Origin of the sequence: Cryobacterium sp. Y50 (assembly GCF_002929805.1) — a bacterium.
Taxonomy (GTDB): Bacteria; Actinomycetota; Actinomycetes; order Actinomycetales; family Microbacteriaceae; genus Cryobacterium.
In genome coordinates this window covers 117,526-135,808 of sequence record NZ_PJJM01000100.1, presented here as the reverse complement: position 1 = coordinate 135,808, position 18,283 = coordinate 117,526, and the positions used below count along the sequence as shown (strand labels likewise).

The window sequence follows — 18,283 nt, the reverse complement described above, 5'->3', positions numbered from 1 at the left end:
ACCTCGACCCTGAATTGACGGGGCGGGCAGGGTGTTCGCGGGCAAGTGTCCTGAATTAGCCACCGTGGTGTGCGGGTGGGGTGGGGCGGGGTGGGGCGGGAGCAGGCTAGCGGGCGCCGAGCAGGTGCTCGAGTGCGAGCTGCTGCAGGTGCACGAAGCCAAAGCCCTTGCCGCCGAAGTACGCGTCGGTGTCGAAGTCCTCGTAGGAGCCACGGTCGGCGAGCAGGTCGTCGTAGCTTTCACCCGCTGCCAGGGTGTTGTTCGCCAGGTCCGGCACCTTCGACGCGGCGAGGGCCGCCTGCACCTCGGGGTCGGCGCGGAACGCCGCAGCCCGCTGCTTGAGCAGCAGGTAGGTGCGCATGTTCGCCGCGGCCGAGGTCCACACTCCGGCGACGTCTTCGGTGCGGCTCGGCTTGTAGTCGAAGTGCCGCGGTCCGGTGTAGGTCTGGCCACCGTTCGGGCCGCCGTTTTCGAGCAGGTCAACCAGCGCGAAGGCGTTCTGCAGGTCGCCGTGGCCGAAGACCAGGTCCTGGTCGTACTTGATGCCGCGCTGACCGTTGAGGTCGACGTGGAATAGCTTGCCCTGGTACAACGCCTGCGCGATGCCGGCGGCGAAGTTGAGGCCGGCCATCTGCTCGTGCCCGACTTCGGGGTTCACACCGACCATTTCGGGGCGCTCGAGGGTTTCGATGAAGGCCATCGCGTGGCCGACGGTCGGCAGCAGAATATCGCCGCGCGGTTCGTTGGGCTTGGGCTCAATGGCGAAGCGAATGTCGTAGCCCTTGTCGGTGACATAGTCCCCGAGCAAGTTCACGGCCTCGCGGTAGCGCTCGAGCGCCGAACGGATGTCCTTGGCCGCGTCATACTCGGCGCCCTCGCGGCCGCCCCACATGACGAAGGTCTTGGCGCCGAGCTCGGCAGCAAGGTCGATATTGCGCAGCACCTTACGCAGCGCGAACCGGCGAACGGCGCGGTCGTTTGAGGTGAATCCACCGTCCTTGAACACCGGAGCACTGAACAGGTTAGTGGTGACCATCGGCACGATGAGGCCGGTGTCGGCGAGCGCTTGCTTGAGGCGGTCGATCTGCGACTGGCGGGCGGAATCCGTTGAACCGAAGTCAAACAGATCATCGTCGTGAAAGGTGAGGCCGTAGGCGCCGAGCTCGGCCAGGTTGGTGACGGCGTCGACGACGTCGAGCTTCGGCCTGGTCGGGCCGCCAAATGGGTCGCTGCCGTTATAACCGACGGTCCAGAGGCCGAAGGAGAACTTGTCGTCGCGGGTGGGAGTCAGGCTCACGGTCATGTCACTACTTCCGATTCAGCTTCGTTGGTGATTTGTTGATTACTCAAACATATATCAGGAGCGGATGAAAGAGCACGGTCTGCAGGGATTGTCGCAATCTACCTGCGGCCACAACTATTGTGCAGCGTGCCACCCCTCGCTCAGGGGCTGACCGTTCGATTTAATAACGAATAACTGCCCACACCGGGTCATTTTGGGCATTGTCGACGACCCGGCCGGGTGTGTGCGGGGCCGACCCGGCCTTGATATGTTGTCCTAATCGCCAAATGCTGTGAGGCGGTCCGAATGAATCAGACGAGCGAACGCAATTGGGCTGGCAACTACCGCTATGCGGCACCCGTCGCGCACCCGAGAACCATCGAGGAGGTGCATCAGCTCGTTGCCGCCGCCACTCAGGTGCGGGCCCTCGGCTCCCGCCACTCCTTCAATGCGATCGCGGATTCCCCCGGCATGCTGGTCGCGCTCGACCGCGTCGACGATGCCATTGTCATCGACCCGACCGCACTGAGCGTCGGGGTTTCCGGCGGCACGACCTACGCCCTGCACAACCTCGCGTCGCTGCCACACATCAGCGTAGCCGGTGCTATCGCTACCGGCACGCACGGCTCTGGCGACTGCAACGGAAGCCTCGCGACCGCGGTGTCCGCCCTCGAGATCGTCACGGGCTCCGGGGAGCTGCAGCAGGTTGATCGGTCGACTCCCGATTTCGCCGGCATGGTAGTGGCGCTCGGCGCGCTCGGCATCGTCACCCGGGTCACGCTCGATATTCAGCCGACGTTTGAGGTGCAGCAGTTCGTCTACGAGAACCTGCCGTGGAGCGCAGTGCTGCAGCATTTCGACGCCGTGATGGGCAGCGCCTACAGCGTGAGCCTGTTCACCAACTGGCTTGGGAAAACGTGGATCAGGCCTGGGTGAAAAGCCGGGGCGGGGAATTTACTGGCGCGGGCGAGTTCTTCGGGGGGACGGCGGCGACCGTGGGGCGGCAGCCGCTACCCGGTATTTCAGCAATCAACTGTACGGAGCAGCTCGGCGTCGCCGGGCCGTGGTCTGAGCGACTCGCGCACTTTCGCCTGGCCTTCACCCCTAGCAACGGCGAGGAGTTGCAGAGCGAATACCACGTGCCGCGCGAGCATGCCGTCGCGGCAATAGAGGCGATGCGCACTCTCTCCGCTCGGATCGCGCTGCTGCTGGTCAGCGAGGTTCGCAGCATCGCGGCCGACGACCTCTGGCTCAGCCCGAACTCCGAACGGGCCGGCGTGGCACTGCACTTCACCTGGAAGCCCGAGCAGGCCGCCGTAGAGGCGTTGCTGCCGGCGCTCGAAGCGGCACTGGCCCCGTTTGCGGTCCGGCCGCATTGGAGCAAGCTCTTTCAAACGGATGCCGTGACACTTGCGACCAGCTTTCCCTGGCTCGACGATTTTCGAGCCCTTGCTGATCGGCTCGACCCGGCGGGCAAGTTTCGTAACGACTTTCTGGAGCGAACGGTGTTCGGGCGCTGATCGTGCGTCTGCGAGCGTGGCCAATTCACGAAACCTCGATTCTGCAGAATTCTCGGATCCACGCACTCGGCACCCCTCATGGTTTAGCAAGTGATTGACCCGATCGCAGCCTGACCAGCGCCGAGAGATCAGCCGATCGATGGGCGGGTGACGCGAATTTGCTGTTCCTGTGAACGGAGAGTGAATCGGGTGGGCTGTGCCCCAGCGGCGAAGCTGGCACCAGAACTGAGCTGGTATTCGCCGGAGAATCCCTTGACCGTAATCCTGCCATCCGCGTCGGTCACCACGGTCGTAGGTGCCAGCCATCACTCGCCCTTGACCAGCCCGTGCAACGCTTGGCAGGACGGCTTCGGAGTGCCATCGGCACGCACCAGCCCGATCGGTGCGCCCAGCCAGGCGCCTGCGTCGGTGATGCCCCAGTAGGTAATGGCCTCGACGGAGGGGTGCGACACGAGCGAGCGGTAGTGTCACACGAGCTCGTCCGCTTGACGCGCCTCGCCCTCGGGAGTGGATGGCCACTTGGGAATCTTGTAGTCATTCAGGTCCACGATGTCGGCCGGCATGAGATGGCCTGAGACAAGCGATGACTCGGTCAGGTGCAGCGGCAGGCCGAACCGGGCGAAGCGGTCGACCATCTCGAGCATGACGTCCTCGCCCCAGTACCCCTGATGCATATGGGTCTGCAGCCCGAGGGCATCGATCTCGATGCCGGCCTCCAAAACCTCCTCGATGAGGTCCTCATAGGCGCGGATCGACGTGGGAACCTATGAGGCTGCCGTCTACGGCGCGGCTCCGCTGGTGGATTCAGTGGCGACCTATGACCAGGACAGCGGAAAATCTGCGGTGTTCCTGGTGAATCGCAGCCAGACCGAGTCGCTGCAGGTGATCATCGATGTGGCCGAGCTGGGCGCATCCGTCGTCGACGAGGCGGTCAGTCTGCACGATTCTGACGTCTACGCCAAGAACACGCTGGCAGATCAGACGAGGGTCGGCCTGAAGTCGCTCGCCGGGGTTGTTCTTACGGACGGAGTGCTGACCGTGACGCTGCCCCGGTGTCTTGGTCAGCGATCGCCCTCAAATGACGACTGTTGGTGTTCGGGCGGGTCGGGTCGGCGCGAACTGAGCCTACCTTCACCGTTTCAGGTGTACGCCAACGTTCGCACCGAACGATGCAATGGTTCGGGTGATAACGTCTGCAGCGGGGGAATCCCAGATACCTTGGTTGAAGATTTCCACCTCGATGTCGCCCCTGTAGCCGGCAGCAAGCACGGCGCGGGTGATCGGCTCGAAGTCGATCACTCCGTCGCCGGGGAATTGGCGCGCGAGCAGCACGTCGGCGGGCAGTGGGGTGGCCCAGTCGCAGACCTGATAGCTCGCGATGTAGCCGCCGGCCCCGGCACGCGCGATCTGGGCGAAGAGCTGCGGGTCCCACCAGACGTGGAAGGTGTCGACGACGACACCCACGGCATCCGCTCCGAACTGCTCGGCCATGTCGAGCGCCTGCCCGAGCGTGGAGATAACGGCGCGATCGGAGGCATACATCGGGTGCAGGGGCTCGATGGCGAGGGTGACCCCGGCAGCGCGTGCGTCGGGGGCGAGCTCGCCGAGGGCATCGCGCACGCGTTCTCGGGCTCCAGCGATGTCGCGGGAGCCTTCCGGCAACCCGCCGGCTACGAGCACGAGTGTTGGGGCGCCGAGGGCTGCGGCCTCGGCCAGGGCTCGGCGGTTGTCGTCGATGGCGGCTCGGCGTGCAGGACCTTCCGGCATGGTGAAGAACCCGCCGCGGCAGAGGCTCGATACGCGCAGGCCAGCGTCAGTCACGAGGCGAACGGCCTCGTCGAGACCAGCCTTGGCCACAGGCTCGCGCCAGAGGCCGATGCTCTCCGCGCCGGCCTCGCTGCTGAGGTTCACGGCCTCGGCCAGCGAGGCGTATCTGATGGTGGCCTGATTGAGGGAGAATCGGGGGTGAGGGGACGCGATCACGAGATTCATGCGTCGATTCCGTTCAGGGTCAGCATGCCGCGCCAGCGGGCGGCAGCGAGTTCGGGGCGTTCCAGGGCGCCGGAGTCGTTGGCGAGGCGCACGATTTCGGACAGGTGCGGCAGGCTGCGCGTGGCGTGCAGACCACCGACCATGCTGAAAGCGGCCTGGTGGCCGTTCAGCCAGGACAAAAAAGCCACGCCGGTCTTGTAATAGAAGGTCGGTGCCGCGAAAATCTGCCGGGACAGCTCCTCGGTCGGGCCGAGGATGCGGGCGTATTCGGCGGGGTCGTTCGCATCGAGCGCCTGGATGGCGGCCGACGCGTTCGGGGCGACCGCAGCGAAGGCGCCGAGCAGGGCATCGGAATGGACAGTGCCATCGCCGGCAATCAGGCCAACGTAGTTGAAGTCGTCGCCGGTGAACATGCGTGCCGACTCGGGCAGCCGTGAGCGGACGGCGATCTCGGCGTCGGCGTCGAGCAGGCTCATCTTGATTCCCGCCACGTGTTCCCGGTTTTCCTCGATGATGTTGACCATGGTGTCGGAGGCCACGGCGCTGTCGGTCGAACCGAAATACGTGGCGAGCAGCGGATCGAAAGCCGCGCCGAGCCAGTGCAGGGTGACGGGCGTGCTCGCCGCCGTCAGCACCTCGCGATACACGCGGCGATAGTCGTCAGCGGATGTTGCGGCGCGGGCCAGGTGGCGGCTGGCCATCAAGACCACGCCGGCACCGGCATCCTCTGTGAAGTGCAGCTGCTGCTTGTACGCGTCGATGACCGCGTCGATGGAGATTTGCTCTTCCTCCACGTGGTCGGTGTTGACGCCGACCACGAGCTTGCCGCCCACCGAACGGGCCTCGGTGGCGCTGCGCGTGATCAGTTCACGGGTCGCGGCCGGATCGAGACCCATGTTGCGTTGCGCGGTGTCCATGGCGTCGGCGACGCCGAGGCCCCACGACCAGACATGGTGACGAAACGCCAGGGTGGCGTCCCAATCGATGTCGGCGGGGGAGCCAGGAACGTTGTCGGCCCAGTTCTGTGGAATGACATGGGCGGCGGCGTAAGCCACGCGCGAGGTGAGCGGCGCTCGCGGTTTCGCAAACGCGAGGGACGGATGCAGCGGTGTGCGCCGGGTGGTCCCCTGCCTGTCGAGCAAAACGACCTCGGTCATGACTGGACGAGGCTCGCTGCGACGACGGGCAGGGTGACGAGCGGCAGATCGATGCGGCGACCGGTCGCGGAACTCACCAGACCCTGCTCGGCGAGCTGCACGCCGCGGGCGCCGGAGAGCAGGTCGAATTCGTTGGGGCCGTCCTCGACAACGTAGCGGATGAATTGCTCCCACTGGGTCTTGAAGCCGTTCTCAAAGACGTCGTTGTCTGGCACCTCGAGCCAGTCGGTCGAGTAGTCGTGGGTTTCGGCGAGGTCGGGGTTCCACACCGGCTTGGGAGTGGCGTTGCGCGGCTGGATTTTGCAGCCGAACAGGCCAACGACGGCGCTGCCGAGCGTGCCATCGACCTGAAATTCGACGAGCTCGTCGCGGTTGACGCGCACGGTCCAACTCGAGTTGAGCTGGGCGACGATGCCGCCCTCGATTTCGAAGATGGCATACGCGGAGTCGTCGCTCGTGGCCTCGTAGGGGTCGCCGCTCTCGTCGATACGCAGCGGAATATGAGTGGATGCCTGCGTATAGACCGACTCGACGCGGCCGAACAGGTTTTCCAGCACGTAGTTCCAGTGCGGGAACATGTCCACGATGATTCCGCCGCCGTCTTGTTTGCGGTAGTTCCAGCTGGGCCGCTGGGACGGCTGCCAGTCGCCCTCAAACACCCAATAGCCGAATTCGCCACGCACGCTCAGAATGCGGCCGAAGTAGCCGGAGTCGATGAGGCGCTTGAGTTTCTGCAGGCCGGGCAGGTAGAGCTTGTCGTGCACGACGCCGTTCTTCACTCCGGCGGCCTGGGCGAGGGCAGCCAATTCGAGGGCCTCTTCAAAGGTCTCGGCGGTGGGTTTTTCGGTGTAAATCGCCTTGCCGGCCGCGATGGCCCGGCGGAGTGCGGAGGCTCGGGCTTTGGTCACCAAAAAGTCGGCGTAGATCTGCCAGCGCGGGTCGACGAGGGCCTCGTCGAGGTTGGTGGTGTAGTGCTCGATGCCGTGTTTGGCGGCGAGCTCTTTGAGGGTCTTCTCGTTGCGCCCCACCAGGATCGGCTCGACCTGCACTCGGTCGCCACTCTCCAGCAGTACGCCGCCTTGCTCGCGGATGGCGAGGATTGAGCGCACAAGGTGCTGGCGATAGCCCATGCGCCCGGTGGCGCCGTTCATGATGATGCCGATTGTCGTCTCTGACACGGGAAAGCTCTTTCTTTTGGGGAGTGTACGGGGCCGAGAAGGTTTGCTCTGCCGCACTGGTGAGTGGGAAAGCGATTACCCATACTCTAGAGCGTGGTTGTGATTGCCGCAATGTGGAGAGGAGCCTGCGGGTAATCGAGAACGTAGTTTTCGAAGGTACTGCAACTCTGCGGGGGGTCGCAGTCGTGATTCTTCAGGGAAGTCACGGCCGCGACCCGTCCATCGGCCGACAAATTCGGGCGAGTGAAAATTACTGGAGGGTGCCGGAGCCAGCGTTCTTCAGGACCCGCTGCGGAACGGTCTGGGTGGGCTCGATGCGCTCGTGATGCGTGGCGTCCCAAGTGACCGAGTCGCCCAGAATGGTGTCAGCGTCGGCGTTGTATGCGGCGAGCAGGTCGACCTGGTGGTGCAGTGACGCACCATTCACGAAGGAGCCGCTTTCTTCGAGCATGGTGCCGCCCCAATTATGGATGACAGCGGATGCATCTATCCCATCTCCGAGTTCAAAAAAGTTGTTCTCGGCCAGAATTTCAGACTCCTTGCCGGCGCCCCAGCCGTACTGGTAGTAGCCGCCCTCGTTTGTTTCGTTGTAGTAGTTGTTGTAGATGTGCACCTGGCCGAAGCGCACTCGGGGCGTGCGCTGGCCGGTGTTTTCAAAGAGGTTGTGGTGCAGGGTGACCCGTAGTGCCCCGCGGTCGGTCGTTCGGCTGTCGGAGCTTCCGATCAGCATGACCTTGTCGTGGTCGGTGAAAGTGTTCCAGGACAACGTAACGAGGTCGGATCCGTTGGTGATGTCGAGCAGGCCGTCGTGCGCCTCGTACTTCTTGCCGAAGTAGGTCGGCAGGAATTCTGGAAGGTGTTCGCCGTCATTGAGGGAGACATGGTCGATCCACACATGGGTCGACTCCAGGATGGAGATGTTGTCGAATTCCGAGTTCCAATTTCCGCCAGAGTCGTTCGGGTCCCACGCTGGGAAGCAGTCGTAGGCATCCGCTATTTCCAGATTGCGCACGATGACGTTGTCGGAACCGCGGATGGTCATTGAAGCGTTCACGATGCCCGAGGTGTCTCCAACGCCCACGAGGGTGACGTTACTGCCGATGTACTGGCGCACCTGGTCGTCCTGGACACCGTTGGATCGGTCCCTGGCCTCTTCGAGCGGCCCCATCGGGTCATTGGCGCCCCATCTGGTCGGGTCGTACTGGTCGAGGTAGGCATCGAGGCTGTAGGCGGGGTCGGAGTAGTCGGCGCACGTGAGTAGCGTGCCGTCGGCCGCTTCGTTGGCGTTTACCGTGCCGTCGAGGTAGACGATGCGAGGCGTCGTGTCGCCGCGTGCGTCGTTGCCACCGAGAGCCTCGCGCAGGCCCTGCCAGGTGCTTACTCGGTAGACATTTTCTGCGGTGGCGGCGGAGCCTCCTGTTGTTCCGCCTTCGGCGGAGGCCCAGCCGTCGTTCGCACCCAGGACCTGCTGGCCGAGGTCATGGTGCGCGGCGGCGGGTGCTGGTGCGCGGTCGCCCGGCTCTTCTGACGGTCCGGCGTAGGTCGGGCCAGTGATCGATACGGCGGTCAAACCGACCGCGAGTAATGCTGTTATTCCTGCCTTATGCATCTGTAACAAGCTCCTCTTCGTTGAGAAAACGCTTTCTGAGAAAGCGTTTTCCCGAGCCTAGAAGTGCTAGCGGAGGATGTCAAGAGACGAGGGTGGTGCGCCGGCCGTCGTCAGATCGCGGGCGAGCTTTCGCGCAGAACGACCGTCGTGCCCACGGTGACGACGTCGTTAGCCGGCGAATCTGACTCGGAAAAGGCAAGCTCGACGGCGCGGGAGCCCAGTTCCTCCAAGGGGACGCGAACGGTGGTCAGTGCTGGCGTGACGTCTCGTGCCGTGGAGATGTCGTCAAATCCAGCCACTGCGATTGATTCAGGAACGGCCAAACCGCCGTCCCGAAAAGCTGACATCGCCCCGATAGCCATAACATCGTTTACGGCGAAGACCAACTGAACGCCTGTGATTCCGGTGGCCAGAAGGTGCTGGCCCGCAGTGTAGCCGCCGTCGCGCGTGAACTCGGCCCTGGCGACGTGGTTGGGGTGAATGGCAATTCCGTGTTCGGCGAGGCCGTCGGCAAATCCCGACAACCGATCGGTCGATGTCATGAGGGCGCGCGCCCCACCGATGGCAGCGAATCGGCGATATCCCTGCTCAACGAGGCTGTTGGCCAACGCTCGAGCGCCCAGGTAGTTGTCGACGACGACGGTACTGAAGGGCAGTTCGCGCTGACTGATCAACACGACGCGCCCACCCGTGTTGATGAATGCCTGCAATTCCGCGACCAGAGCATCGTGCGCAGGCGGCCCCTCCAGTCGGCTGCCGGTCAAAATGATCACCTGAGGACGTTGCCCGCGCAAGGCTCGCACCAACTCCAGTTCCCGTACGCTGCTGCGTGCCGTTGCCGCCATGGTGACGATGAGGCCCTTCGCCTCCGCGGCGCGGATCACCCCCGCAGCGATGGAGGAAAAGTAGGGGTCCGCAATGTCGCTGACCAGGAGGGCAACGGTGGAAGAAGCACCCTTTGCCACGGCCTGTGCGGAAAGGTTGGGACTGTAGTTCAGGCGCGCTGCGGCCTCGAGCACGCGCTGCCGGTAATCGTCGTGCACTTTGCGCACGCTGCCGTTGAGAGAGCGGGATGCTGTCGCGAGAGACACGCCAGCCTCGCGAGCGACGTCCTGCAGTGTGGCGGGTGATGCGCTGGGTCGACTATTCATTGGTTCGTCCTCCGGTCTCCCCCGCAGCGTGCGGATGTTATGGAAAGCCTATTCCGAAATTGTCGCGCGGCTCGCTAGCCTTGGCCAACTCGGTAGGGAGAATTATTGCCCGTTCTGCGAGAAAAATGGGCCGGGGTTCGGCAATTTGTTTGCGCCAAGCGGGAACTGATGATAAACAAGTAGCAGGAGACGGATAACGCTTTCCCAATTCGGACATCAAAGACGATTGCCAAGGAGGTGCGCCGGTGCATCGCATTACGACCCACGACATCCGCGGGTACACACAACGGCTTTCCCGAGGAAGCTCCGCATGAGCGCCCTGGGTGAGCTGCGCACGATCGGCCACAGGAAGGTCGCTGGTAGTTCGAAGGAGAAGAACGAGAACAAGGCTGCGTACCTGTTTCTGCTGCCCTGGTTTCTAGGACTCGCGATTATCACTGTGGGTCCCATGCTCGCCTCGCTTTATCTCTCCTTCACCAAATACAACTTGTTGCAGCCGCCGGAAATCATCGGCTTCGGCAATTTCGAGCGGATGCTGGGAGACGAACGACTCCATAACTCCCTCGGCGTCACGTTCGTCTATGTGTTCGTTTCAGTGCCCGTGCAGCTGGGGCTGGCCCTGGCGCTTGCCGTCGTCCTGAACCGTGGTCTTCGAGGTCTGTCGTTCTATCGTTCCGTGTTCTACCTGCCGTCACTGCTCGGCTCCAGCGTGGCAATTGCCGTGCTCTGGAAACAGGTATTCGGTACGCAAGGACTCGTGAACGTGTTCATCGGGCTCTTTGGGGCAGAGGGGCACGGGTGGATCTCCGACCCGTCCACGGCGCTGTCTACTCTGATCATCCTCAACGTTTGGACTTTCGGAGCACCGATGGTCATCTTCCTCGCCGGTCTGCGCCAAGTGCCGCAAATGTACCTTGAGGCCGCTGAGGTCGACGGCGCGAGCAAATGGCAGCGATTCCTTCGGATCACCTTGCCGCTGCTCACGCCCATCATCTTTTTCAATCTCGTCCTGCAGATTATCCACGCGTTCCAATCATTCACGCAGGCGTTCATCATTTCCGGGGGTAACGGCGGCCCCGCTGATTCGACGCTCTTCTACACCCTGTACCTCTATAACAGGGGATTCGCGAATTTCGACATGGGTTACGCCTCGGCGATGGCCTGGTTCCTGCTCCTGATCATCGGTGTGTTCACCGCGATCAATTTTTGGGCCTCAAAGTATTGGGTGTTCTACGATGACTGACACACAGACCCGTCCCGCCGCAGACCAGGCCAAGCATCTCCCGGACGTTCGCTCGGGGCCAGTTGCCCGCGGCAATCGGAAGGCGCTCAAGCGGGCGAGCGGCCGAAGCACCCGCAAGGCGGTGCTCAAGCACATCATGCTCACGCTGACCGGTCTAGTCATGCTCTATCCGGTGCTGTGGCTGGTGGTCAGTTCCCTGCGACCGACCGACGAGATCTTCCGCAATCCGGGCCTCGTGATCAGCAACCTCGAGTTCAGCAACTATTCCGACGGCTGGACGACACTCTCGAGCCCGTTCAGCGTCTTCCTACTGAATTCCACCCTAGTCGTGGTGGGCTGCATCGTGGGAAATCTGGTCTCGTGCTCGATGGCGGCGTACGCCTTCGCCCGGCTGAAATTCTCCGGTAAGCGGGGGTGGTTCGTCGTGATGCTCACCACGATCATGCTTCCGATTCACGTGATTATCGTGCCGCAGTACATCATGTTCAGCCAGCTGGGCTGGGTAAATACCTTCATCCCGCTAATTCTGCCGAAAATCCTGGCGACGGACGCATTCTTTGTCTTTCTGATGGTGCAGTTCATTCGAGGCATCCCTCGAGAACTCGATGAGGCGGCACGATTGGATGGCTGTGGGCATCCGCGTATCTTTGCGCAGATCATGCTGCCGCTCATGACGCCGGCGTTGGCCACAACGGCTATCTTCACCTTCATCTGGACCTGGAACGACTTCTTCAGCCAGCTTCTGTATCTGACGAAACCGGAGATGTACACCGTTCCGCTCGCGCTGCGCGCGTTCATGGACGCGACGTCGGCCACGTCCTGGGGTCCGCTCTTCGCGATGAGCGTGGTGTCGCTAATTCCCATCTTCCTGATCTTCCTGTTTGGCCAGCGATTCCTGATTGCCGGTATTTCAACAACCGGGGGCAAGTAATCCCATGAAAGGAAACACAATGAGAGGCACTCGAGTCGGACGCAAGGCGACCGGTCTGATAGGGATCGCCGCTGCGGCAGCATTGGCGCTGTCCGCCTGCGCAGGCGGAGGGAGCACGCCACCCACGGCCGAGCTTTCCGAAGACCCAGTCACCCTCCGCTTCACGTGGTGGGGCAACGATGTGCGCACGGCTGCGACTGAAGACGTCATCGCGGCTTTCGAAGCGGAGTATCCCAACATCACCATTCAGCCGCAGTTCACCGACTTCGGCGGGTACTGGGACAAGCTGGCGACAGAGACGGCCGCTAACGATTCCCCGGACATCATCCAGATGGACGAAAAGTACATTAGCACCTACGGGGGGCGCGGCGCACTCCTCGCCCTGAACGAACTTGGCGATGCCATCGACCTGTCCGAATTTCCCGACTCGGCAATTTCCACAGGAACGATGGATGGGGCCCTGTACGGCATTCCCGTCGGCCTCACGAGTTACTCCATGATGGCGAACCCGGTGTTATTGGCGGCCGCCGGTGTGGCGATGCCCGACGACGAGTCGTGGACCTGGGATGACCTCTCTGAGGCCGGCGCTGCTGTGTCAGCATCGGGTGGCGGAAACGTGTTCGGAGTGCAGTCCTGGGGATTCAGCGACGGCGACCTGAAGAACTTCGCACGACAGCACGGCGAAGACCTCTACAACGATGAAGGCGAGGTCAGCGTCTCGGTCGAAACTTTGACGGAGTGGTGGACGTACTTAAAGGGCATGACGACATCGGGCGTGACGCCGCCGCCGTCGAGCACGGTTGAAAAGCAGAACGCTGGTCTCGCCGAGTCTTTCACGGCAACGAACACCGCAGCCTTCGGTCCGTGGTGGAACAGCCAGCTCACGGCTCTGACGGATGCCAGCGGGACGCCCATGGAACTCCTGCGCATTCCGACAACGGCCGATGCGGAAGAGGGATCGGCATACTACAAGCCGTCCATGTACTGGTCGGTGTCGAGCCGCACGGAGTACCCAGCCGAGGCGGCATTGTTCCTCGACTACATGCTGAACACCGAGGAAGCAGCCGACCTTCTGGGCACTGACCGCGGCGTGTCGGCGAACGAGAAGATCCGCGCCTACATTGAGCCGAACCTCTCCGAAACCGACAAAGCCGTCGTGGCGTTCCTCGACGACCTGGCCGACGTCGTCGGAGACGCACCGGCGCTGACCCCGCCCGGCGGAAGCGCAGTCGACTCCTTGCTCAAGCAGTACACCGAGCAGGTCCTGTTCGGTCAGGCAACTCCCGCCCAGGCGGCCGAGGGCTTCATTAAGGATCTGTCAGCGTCCATCGCAGCTGCCTAGCAACAACCGCTCCCGATTCGCATTGAAAGGTTTCACCTTGAGAGTCAACCGTTGTACCGCGAAGACCACCGTGTTCGTCGCCCTCGCCGCCACAACTGCCCTGCTGCTGTCGGCGTGCGCCAGCAGCGGAGTCGGGTCTGACGCAGCGACGCTGTCGGATGAGCCGGTCACACTGAGCTTCACTTGGTGGGGCAATGACCTGCGTACCGCAGCAACAAATGAGGTAATCGCGGCCTTTGAAGCGGAATGCCCCAACATCACTATCGAGGGCCAGTTCAGTGACTGGGCAGGATACTGGGACAAACTCGCGACCGCTACAGCCGCGAACGACACGCCGGACATTATGCAGATGGATGAGAAGTACATCGCGACCTACGGGGAACGCGGCGCGCTTCTCGACTTGGACACCACGGGCGACGCGATTGACCTGTCGGAGTTTCCGGAGTCTGCCCTCGCAACTGGGGAGATCGACGGCGGGCGCTATGGCATCCCGACTGCACTCAACAGCCAGGCCATCATGGTGAATCCTGACCTATTCGAACAGGCCGGTGTCCCTCTGCCGGACGATGAAAATTGGACCTGGGACGACTTCAAACAGCTTGGCGCCCAAATCTCAGCGGGCGGCGGTGGAGATGTTTTCGGAGTGCAGACCTGGGGCTTCGAGGACGGGAGCCTGCGCACCTGGGCGCGCCAGGCCGGAGACTCGCTCTACACGGACGGTGAAGTTTCCATTAAGACGGAAGCCGTACAGGACTGGTACGAGTACATGCTCGCCATGGTCGACGAAGGTGTCATGCCTCCGGCTTCAACTGTCGTAGAGAAGCTCACTGCGGGTCAGGCCGAATCGATGACGGCGACCAATCGCGCAGGCATGGGCACATGGTGGAATAGCCAATTGACCGCCCTCGCGGATTCGAGCGGCGCGCCGCTTCAGATCATGCGCGTACCGACACCGGATGGCGGCGCCGACGGTTCCGCATATTACAAGACGAGCATGTTCTGGTCGGTGTCGAGCCGCACCGAACATCCCGCCGAAGCTGCGCTCTTTCTTGACTACCTCGCCAACAGCGAAACCGCGGGAGACATCATGCTCACCGAGCGTGGCGTACCGGCCAATGAGAAGATCCGGGAGCACATCAAGGCGAATCTCTCCCCGAACGACGTTGCCGTGGTGGAGTTCTTAGACAATCTGGCCGACGACATCGGTGAGGTTGAATCCGTCACTCCCGCCGGGGCCAGCGCCATGGAGGGATTGCTATCGCCATTCACCGAACAGGTTCTGTTCGGGCAGGCCACCCCCGCCCAGGCCGCCGAAGGCTTCGTCGCAGCTCTCAAGAGTGCGGTCGCTGCCGGATAGTCCGGGTTCGACCAATCCTGATCGATACCCAAGGAAGAAGCACATGCCTCACGCAGCACGCACCGAACGATACGGCCTCATCGGAACCGGCCACCGCGCCCAGATGTACATTGATGCGCTCGCCGGCACTCATTCCCTGGCTGGCCAGCTCGTGGCCTGGAGTGACACGAACTCGGTGCGCGTCGACTATTACGAGGAGCGGCTGCGTGCGGCTGGGCATCCGCTGCCCACTCGATATGGTGCCGACGAGATCGAGCGGATGATTTCCCACGAGAAACTCGACCGGGTCATTGTCACGACGCCCGACTTCACCCACGCCGAGATCGTCTCGCGGTGTCTCCTGGCCGGTGTCGACGTGGTCGTCGAGAAACCGCTCACGATCAACGCGGTCGGCGTTCGCCAGATCGAGTCCGCGCTCGCCGAGAGAGGCCAGCAGGTACTGACGACGTTCAACTATCGCTACAGCCCACGTAACAGCGCACTGAAAGAGGTCATCGCGGCAGGGCGGATCGGCGACGTCACGTCGGTGCACTTCGAATGGGTGCTCGACACCGTGCACGGCGCTGACTATTTCCGTCGCTGGCACCGGGACAAGACCAAATCGGGCGGCCTGCTCATCCACAAGGCGAGCCATCATTTCGATCTGGTGAACTGGTGGATCGCGGCCGTCCCTACCCGCGTCTACGCGAGCGGCGGGCTGCGGTTCTACGGTGCGGATAATGCCGCGGCGCGAGGGCTGGCGGCGTCACCCGAGCGCGGCACCGGGCATGCCGAGCACGACCCGTTCGCCCTCGACCTGACCCGAGACGAGCGGCTCAAGGCGCTCTACCTCGACGCCGAACATGTGGACGGGTACCTGCGCGACCGTTCTGTCTTCGACAGCGGAATCACGATCGAAGACAACCTCGCCCTCGTGGTTGATTATGACTCGGGGGCGACCATGAGTTACTCGCTCAATGCCCACAGCCCCTGGGAGGGGTATCGGGTCGTCGTCAACGGTACTCAGGGGCGGGCCGAGCTTTCGGTGGTCGAACGCGGCGCGGCCCTGATCGATGCGGATGGTGCCGTGATTCTCGATCCGAGCGCGCAGCCGGGTGCGAGCATTGACAACGATGTGCGTCCGGTGTCTGAGACGCTGACGGTGCAGCGGCACTGGGAATCGGCCGTCATCGTGCCCATCCCCGAGGGTGCCGGCGCTCACGGTGGGGGTGACGAACAGATGCTCTCCGACGTGTTTGGCCGGGTTACGAGCGACGCCCTCGACCGACCGGCCGGCTTTCTCGATGGAGTACGCGCGGTGTCGGTGGGAATCGCAGGCAACAAGTCCCTTGAGACCGGCCTGCCCGTGAGCATTCAGGAACTTGAATTCGGTCGAGTCCTTGTCTAACACGCAGGCAACGGACGCCCAGACTCGCGACGCTGCCGCTCCGGCACCCCTCTGGTCACTCGAGCTCGGCGGGCACTGCCTCAGCCTCCTCGGCCGGCCCGTCGCTGAATACCGAACCGCCGCCGGGATGGCACCGCAAGATTCACCTCGCCCGTTCCTTCACCCGGTCGGTACGTTAGGTGGCCGTCTGATGTCCGAGACGGCCCCTGCAGATCATCGACACCACTTCGGCGTCTCCCTCGCGGTGCCCGACGTGGATGGAACGTCGTACTGGGGCGGAAGCACTTTCGTGCGCGACCACGGGTCGACTCTGCTCGCGAACCACGGAAAGCAAGAGGGTCTGTCCCTCGCCGCAGTCGGCGGGGTGCTGACGGAGGAGCTGCTCTGGCGCAATGAACGAGGAGGTCGACAGCTCACCGAATCACGCACGATTGACGCGCGACTGCTCCCGTGCGGCGACGCGTGGGCCCTCACCTGGACCAGTGTGCTGCGGGCCACGGAACGCACCGTCTCCCTCGGTTCACCGGCCACCAACGGCCGGCTCGGCGCCGGCTATGGCGGAATCTTCTGGCGACTGCCCACGCGCGAGCAGAACCACATCCTGAGCATCGACGGCGCCGGCGAAGACCGAGCACACCAATCCCAGTCACCCTGGATCGCCATCAACCAGAATGATGCCGGGCAGCGAATCGGCCTGCTGCTGAGCCAGCCGGCGACAACAATTCGGCCCTGGTTTCTGCGAGCCACCGAATATGTGGGCGGCGGCCCCATGCTCGCGCCAAACGAGCGCCTGGTGATTGAGTATGGCGGCGCCCTGACCACGAGCCTGCGCGGCATCGTGCTCGATCGATGGGTCGAAGATGAATCGGATGCCGCGGCGTTGCTGGCCTTGGCGAAGGGCGGCGCGCATGAGTGAGCCAGGCAGCACCAATCCCGTGCGTCTGGCGATCGTGGGCATTCATGGCCACGGCCACTCCCACGTGGTGCGTGCCCAACACCTGCAGGGCACGGGCGAGGCCGTGCTGGTCGCGGTCGCTGATCTGCGTCCGGCACAGCCCGGCACCTTCGACGCGAGCGTGCGCGAGTTCACCTCCCTCGCCGACCTTTTGGCCGAGGTCAGCGTTGATGTCGTCGTGCTCTGCACGCCCATCCACACCCACTTTGAGCTCACCGCACTCGCCCTCGAATCCGGTGCGGACGTTCTCCTCGAGAAACCACCCGTGCGCTCACTGCAGGAATTCAGCGAGCTTGCCGAGCTGATCCGCTCGACCGGCCGACTCTGCCAGGTTGGCTTTCAAAGCCTCGGCTCGCACGCGATAGCCGCCATTCGTGAGCGGATCGCGGCTGGCGAAATCGGCGAGGTCGTTGGCGTCAGCGCGAGCGGATGCTGGGTGCGAACCCGGGACTACTGGCGGCGCGCGGCCTGGGCCGGCAAGCGCGTGCTGAACGGCATCGAGGTCGTCGACGGAGTCGTGACCAACCCACTGGCCCATGCAGTGGCGACCGCCCTCGCGCTCGCTGGGGCGACTCGGGCCAGCCAGGTCGCATCCGTCGACCTCGACCAATACCGGGCCAATGACATCGACGCCGACGACACCTCCGTCGTGCGTATCCGCACCACGTCAGGACTACCTGTGACGCTCGCACTGACACTCTGTGCAGCCGAACGCTCCGAGCCTTCTGTGACGGTGCAGGGCACGGCGGGTCGCATCGTGTTTTACTATACGCTCGACCTGGTTCAGGTTTTCCTCGACGATCGCGACCCGACCACCACCGCGCATGACCGTGCGAGGCTGCTCGATGACCTCGTAGCGCACCGGCGAGGCGCCGGGGGATCGCTCGTTTGCGATTTCGCGGATACGGAAGGCTTCACCGTGGTGCTCGACGCCGTGCGTCGTGCGCCGGATCCGAAACGGATGCCGGAGGCATCCGTTGTCTGGGTCGGCGAGGGGGGCGACGCCCACGCTGTGGTGCGCGATATCGAACAGTGGGTGGGACGGGCCGGGAACGAGCACCGCACCTTCGCCGAGCTCGGCGCGCCCTGGACGACGAATCGTTGAAGAGTCGTGAGTGATTCAGCACGGCGGAGATCGTTGATGACTTGTTCGGCTGGCGTCCGCCTACCGTTTTTCTT

General features: G+C 63.3%; 18 protein-coding genes. 9 read left to right on the top strand and 9 right to left on the bottom strand.

The annotated features are described in order from the left end of the window. Nucleotides 1–106 precede the first annotated feature (106 nt). A complete protein-coding gene (gene xylA / locus CXY73_RS16260) occupies nucleotides 107–1,303 on the bottom strand; it encodes a xylose isomerase (RefSeq protein ID WP_104178276.1) in 1,197 nt (398 codons plus the stop codon). A 285-nt stretch (nucleotides 1,304–1,588) separates the two neighbouring features. Here xylA and CXY73_RS23640 point away from each other — a divergent pair, with 285 nt between their 5' ends. Continuing rightward, entirely contained in the window at nucleotides 1,589–2,218 is a 630-nt protein-coding gene (locus CXY73_RS23640; protein ID WP_368665900.1) for an FAD-binding protein, read from the top strand. Next, the gene (locus CXY73_RS23635) at nucleotides 2,200–2,802 is read left to right on the top strand and encodes a D-arabinono-1,4-lactone oxidase (RefSeq protein ID WP_369831254.1); all 603 of its coding nucleotides are present in this window, start codon (nucleotides 2,200–2,202) and stop codon (nucleotides 2,800–2,802) included. The genes CXY73_RS23640 and CXY73_RS23635 overlap by 19 nt, the downstream gene beginning before the upstream one ends. Nucleotides 2,803–3,107: 305 nt before the next feature. On the opposite strand, the gene CXY73_RS23630 is transcribed toward CXY73_RS23635, so the two are convergent. The 8 genes from CXY73_RS23630 to CXY73_RS16220 form a co-directional block, all read right to left on the bottom strand. Beyond that, on the bottom strand, nucleotides 3,108–3,254 hold the full coding sequence (locus CXY73_RS23630; protein ID WP_369831253.1) for a hypothetical protein: 147 nt from the start codon (nucleotides 3,252–3,254) through the stop codon (nucleotides 3,108–3,110). Nucleotides 3,255–3,269: 15 nt separating this feature from the next. After that, the gene (locus tag CXY73_RS23625) at nucleotides 3,270–3,533 is read right to left on the bottom strand and encodes an endo-1,4-beta-xylanase (RefSeq protein WP_368665903.1); all 264 of its coding nucleotides are present in this window, start codon (nucleotides 3,531–3,533) and stop codon (nucleotides 3,270–3,272) included. A 73-nt stretch (nucleotides 3,534–3,606) separates the two neighbouring features. Continuing rightward, complete coding sequence (locus tag CXY73_RS22070) at nucleotides 3,607–3,744, bottom strand: hypothetical protein (protein ID WP_158254149.1); 138 nt, start codon at nucleotides 3,742–3,744, stop codon at nucleotides 3,607–3,609. 189 nt (nucleotides 3,745–3,933) lie between these two features. Further along, on the bottom strand, nucleotides 3,934–4,794 hold the full coding sequence (locus CXY73_RS16240) for a sugar phosphate isomerase/epimerase (protein WP_104137595.1): 861 nt from the start codon (nucleotides 4,792–4,794) through the stop codon (nucleotides 3,934–3,936). Continuing rightward, nucleotides 4,791–5,951, bottom strand: a complete 1,161-nt coding sequence (locus CXY73_RS16235; protein ID WP_104137592.1) for a dihydrodipicolinate synthase family protein — start codon at nucleotides 5,949–5,951, stop codon at nucleotides 4,791–4,793. Before CXY73_RS16235 ends, CXY73_RS16240 begins: the two co-directional genes overlap by 4 nt. Further along, nucleotides 5,948–7,102: a Gfo/Idh/MocA family protein gene (locus CXY73_RS16230; protein WP_104137911.1), complete on the bottom strand. Its 1,155-nt coding sequence runs from the start codon at nucleotides 7,100–7,102 to the stop codon at nucleotides 5,948–5,950. The genes CXY73_RS16235 and CXY73_RS16230 overlap by 4 nt, the downstream gene beginning before the upstream one ends. 277 nt (nucleotides 7,103–7,379) lie before the next feature. Next, nucleotides 7,380–8,738, bottom strand: a complete 1,359-nt coding sequence (locus tag CXY73_RS16225) for a polysaccharide lyase family 1 protein (protein WP_104137588.1) — start codon at nucleotides 8,736–8,738, stop codon at nucleotides 7,380–7,382. A 110-nt stretch (nucleotides 8,739–8,848) separates the two neighbouring features. Then, entirely contained in the window at nucleotides 8,849–9,889 is a 1,041-nt protein-coding gene (locus CXY73_RS16220; RefSeq protein ID WP_104137586.1) for a LacI family DNA-binding transcriptional regulator, read from the bottom strand. A 310-nt stretch (nucleotides 9,890–10,199) separates the two neighbouring features. Here CXY73_RS16220 and CXY73_RS16215 point away from each other — a divergent pair, with 310 nt between their 5' ends. From CXY73_RS16215 to CXY73_RS16185, 7 genes are read left to right on the top strand one after another with little or no spacing between them, the layout of a single operon-like run. Further along, nucleotides 10,200–11,132 carry a carbohydrate ABC transporter permease gene (locus tag CXY73_RS16215; protein WP_104137583.1) on the top strand — a complete coding sequence of 311 codons (933 nt, stop codon included), beginning with the start codon at nucleotides 10,200–10,202 and terminating at the stop codon, nucleotides 11,130–11,132. Then, nucleotides 11,125–12,063: a carbohydrate ABC transporter permease gene (locus CXY73_RS16210; RefSeq protein ID WP_104137580.1), complete on the top strand. Its 939-nt coding sequence runs from the start codon at nucleotides 11,125–11,127 to the stop codon at nucleotides 12,061–12,063. Before CXY73_RS16215 ends, CXY73_RS16210 begins: the two co-directional genes overlap by 8 nt. Before the next feature lie 19 nt (nucleotides 12,064–12,082). After that, a complete protein-coding gene (locus tag CXY73_RS16205) occupies nucleotides 12,083–13,405 on the top strand; it encodes an ABC transporter substrate-binding protein (protein WP_104137577.1) in 1,323 nt (440 codons plus the stop codon). Between the two features lie 37 nt (nucleotides 13,406–13,442). After that, nucleotides 13,443–14,762: an ABC transporter substrate-binding protein gene (locus tag CXY73_RS16200; protein ID WP_233198399.1), complete on the top strand. Its 1,320-nt coding sequence runs from the start codon at nucleotides 13,443–13,445 to the stop codon at nucleotides 14,760–14,762. A gap of 43 nt (nucleotides 14,763–14,805) precedes the next feature. Then, on the top strand, nucleotides 14,806–16,149 hold the full coding sequence (locus tag CXY73_RS16195) for a Gfo/Idh/MocA family protein (RefSeq protein WP_104178275.1): 1,344 nt from the start codon (nucleotides 14,806–14,808) through the stop codon (nucleotides 16,147–16,149). After that, a complete protein-coding gene (locus CXY73_RS16190; protein ID WP_104178274.1) occupies nucleotides 16,142–17,065 on the top strand; it encodes a PmoA family protein in 924 nt (307 codons plus the stop codon). Before CXY73_RS16195 ends, CXY73_RS16190 begins: the two co-directional genes overlap by 8 nt. Then, nucleotides 17,058–18,209: a Gfo/Idh/MocA family protein gene (locus tag CXY73_RS16185; RefSeq protein ID WP_104137565.1), complete on the top strand. Its 1,152-nt coding sequence runs from the start codon at nucleotides 17,058–17,060 to the stop codon at nucleotides 18,207–18,209. Before CXY73_RS16190 ends, CXY73_RS16185 begins: the two co-directional genes overlap by 8 nt. Nucleotides 18,210–18,283: the final 74 nt, after the last annotated feature.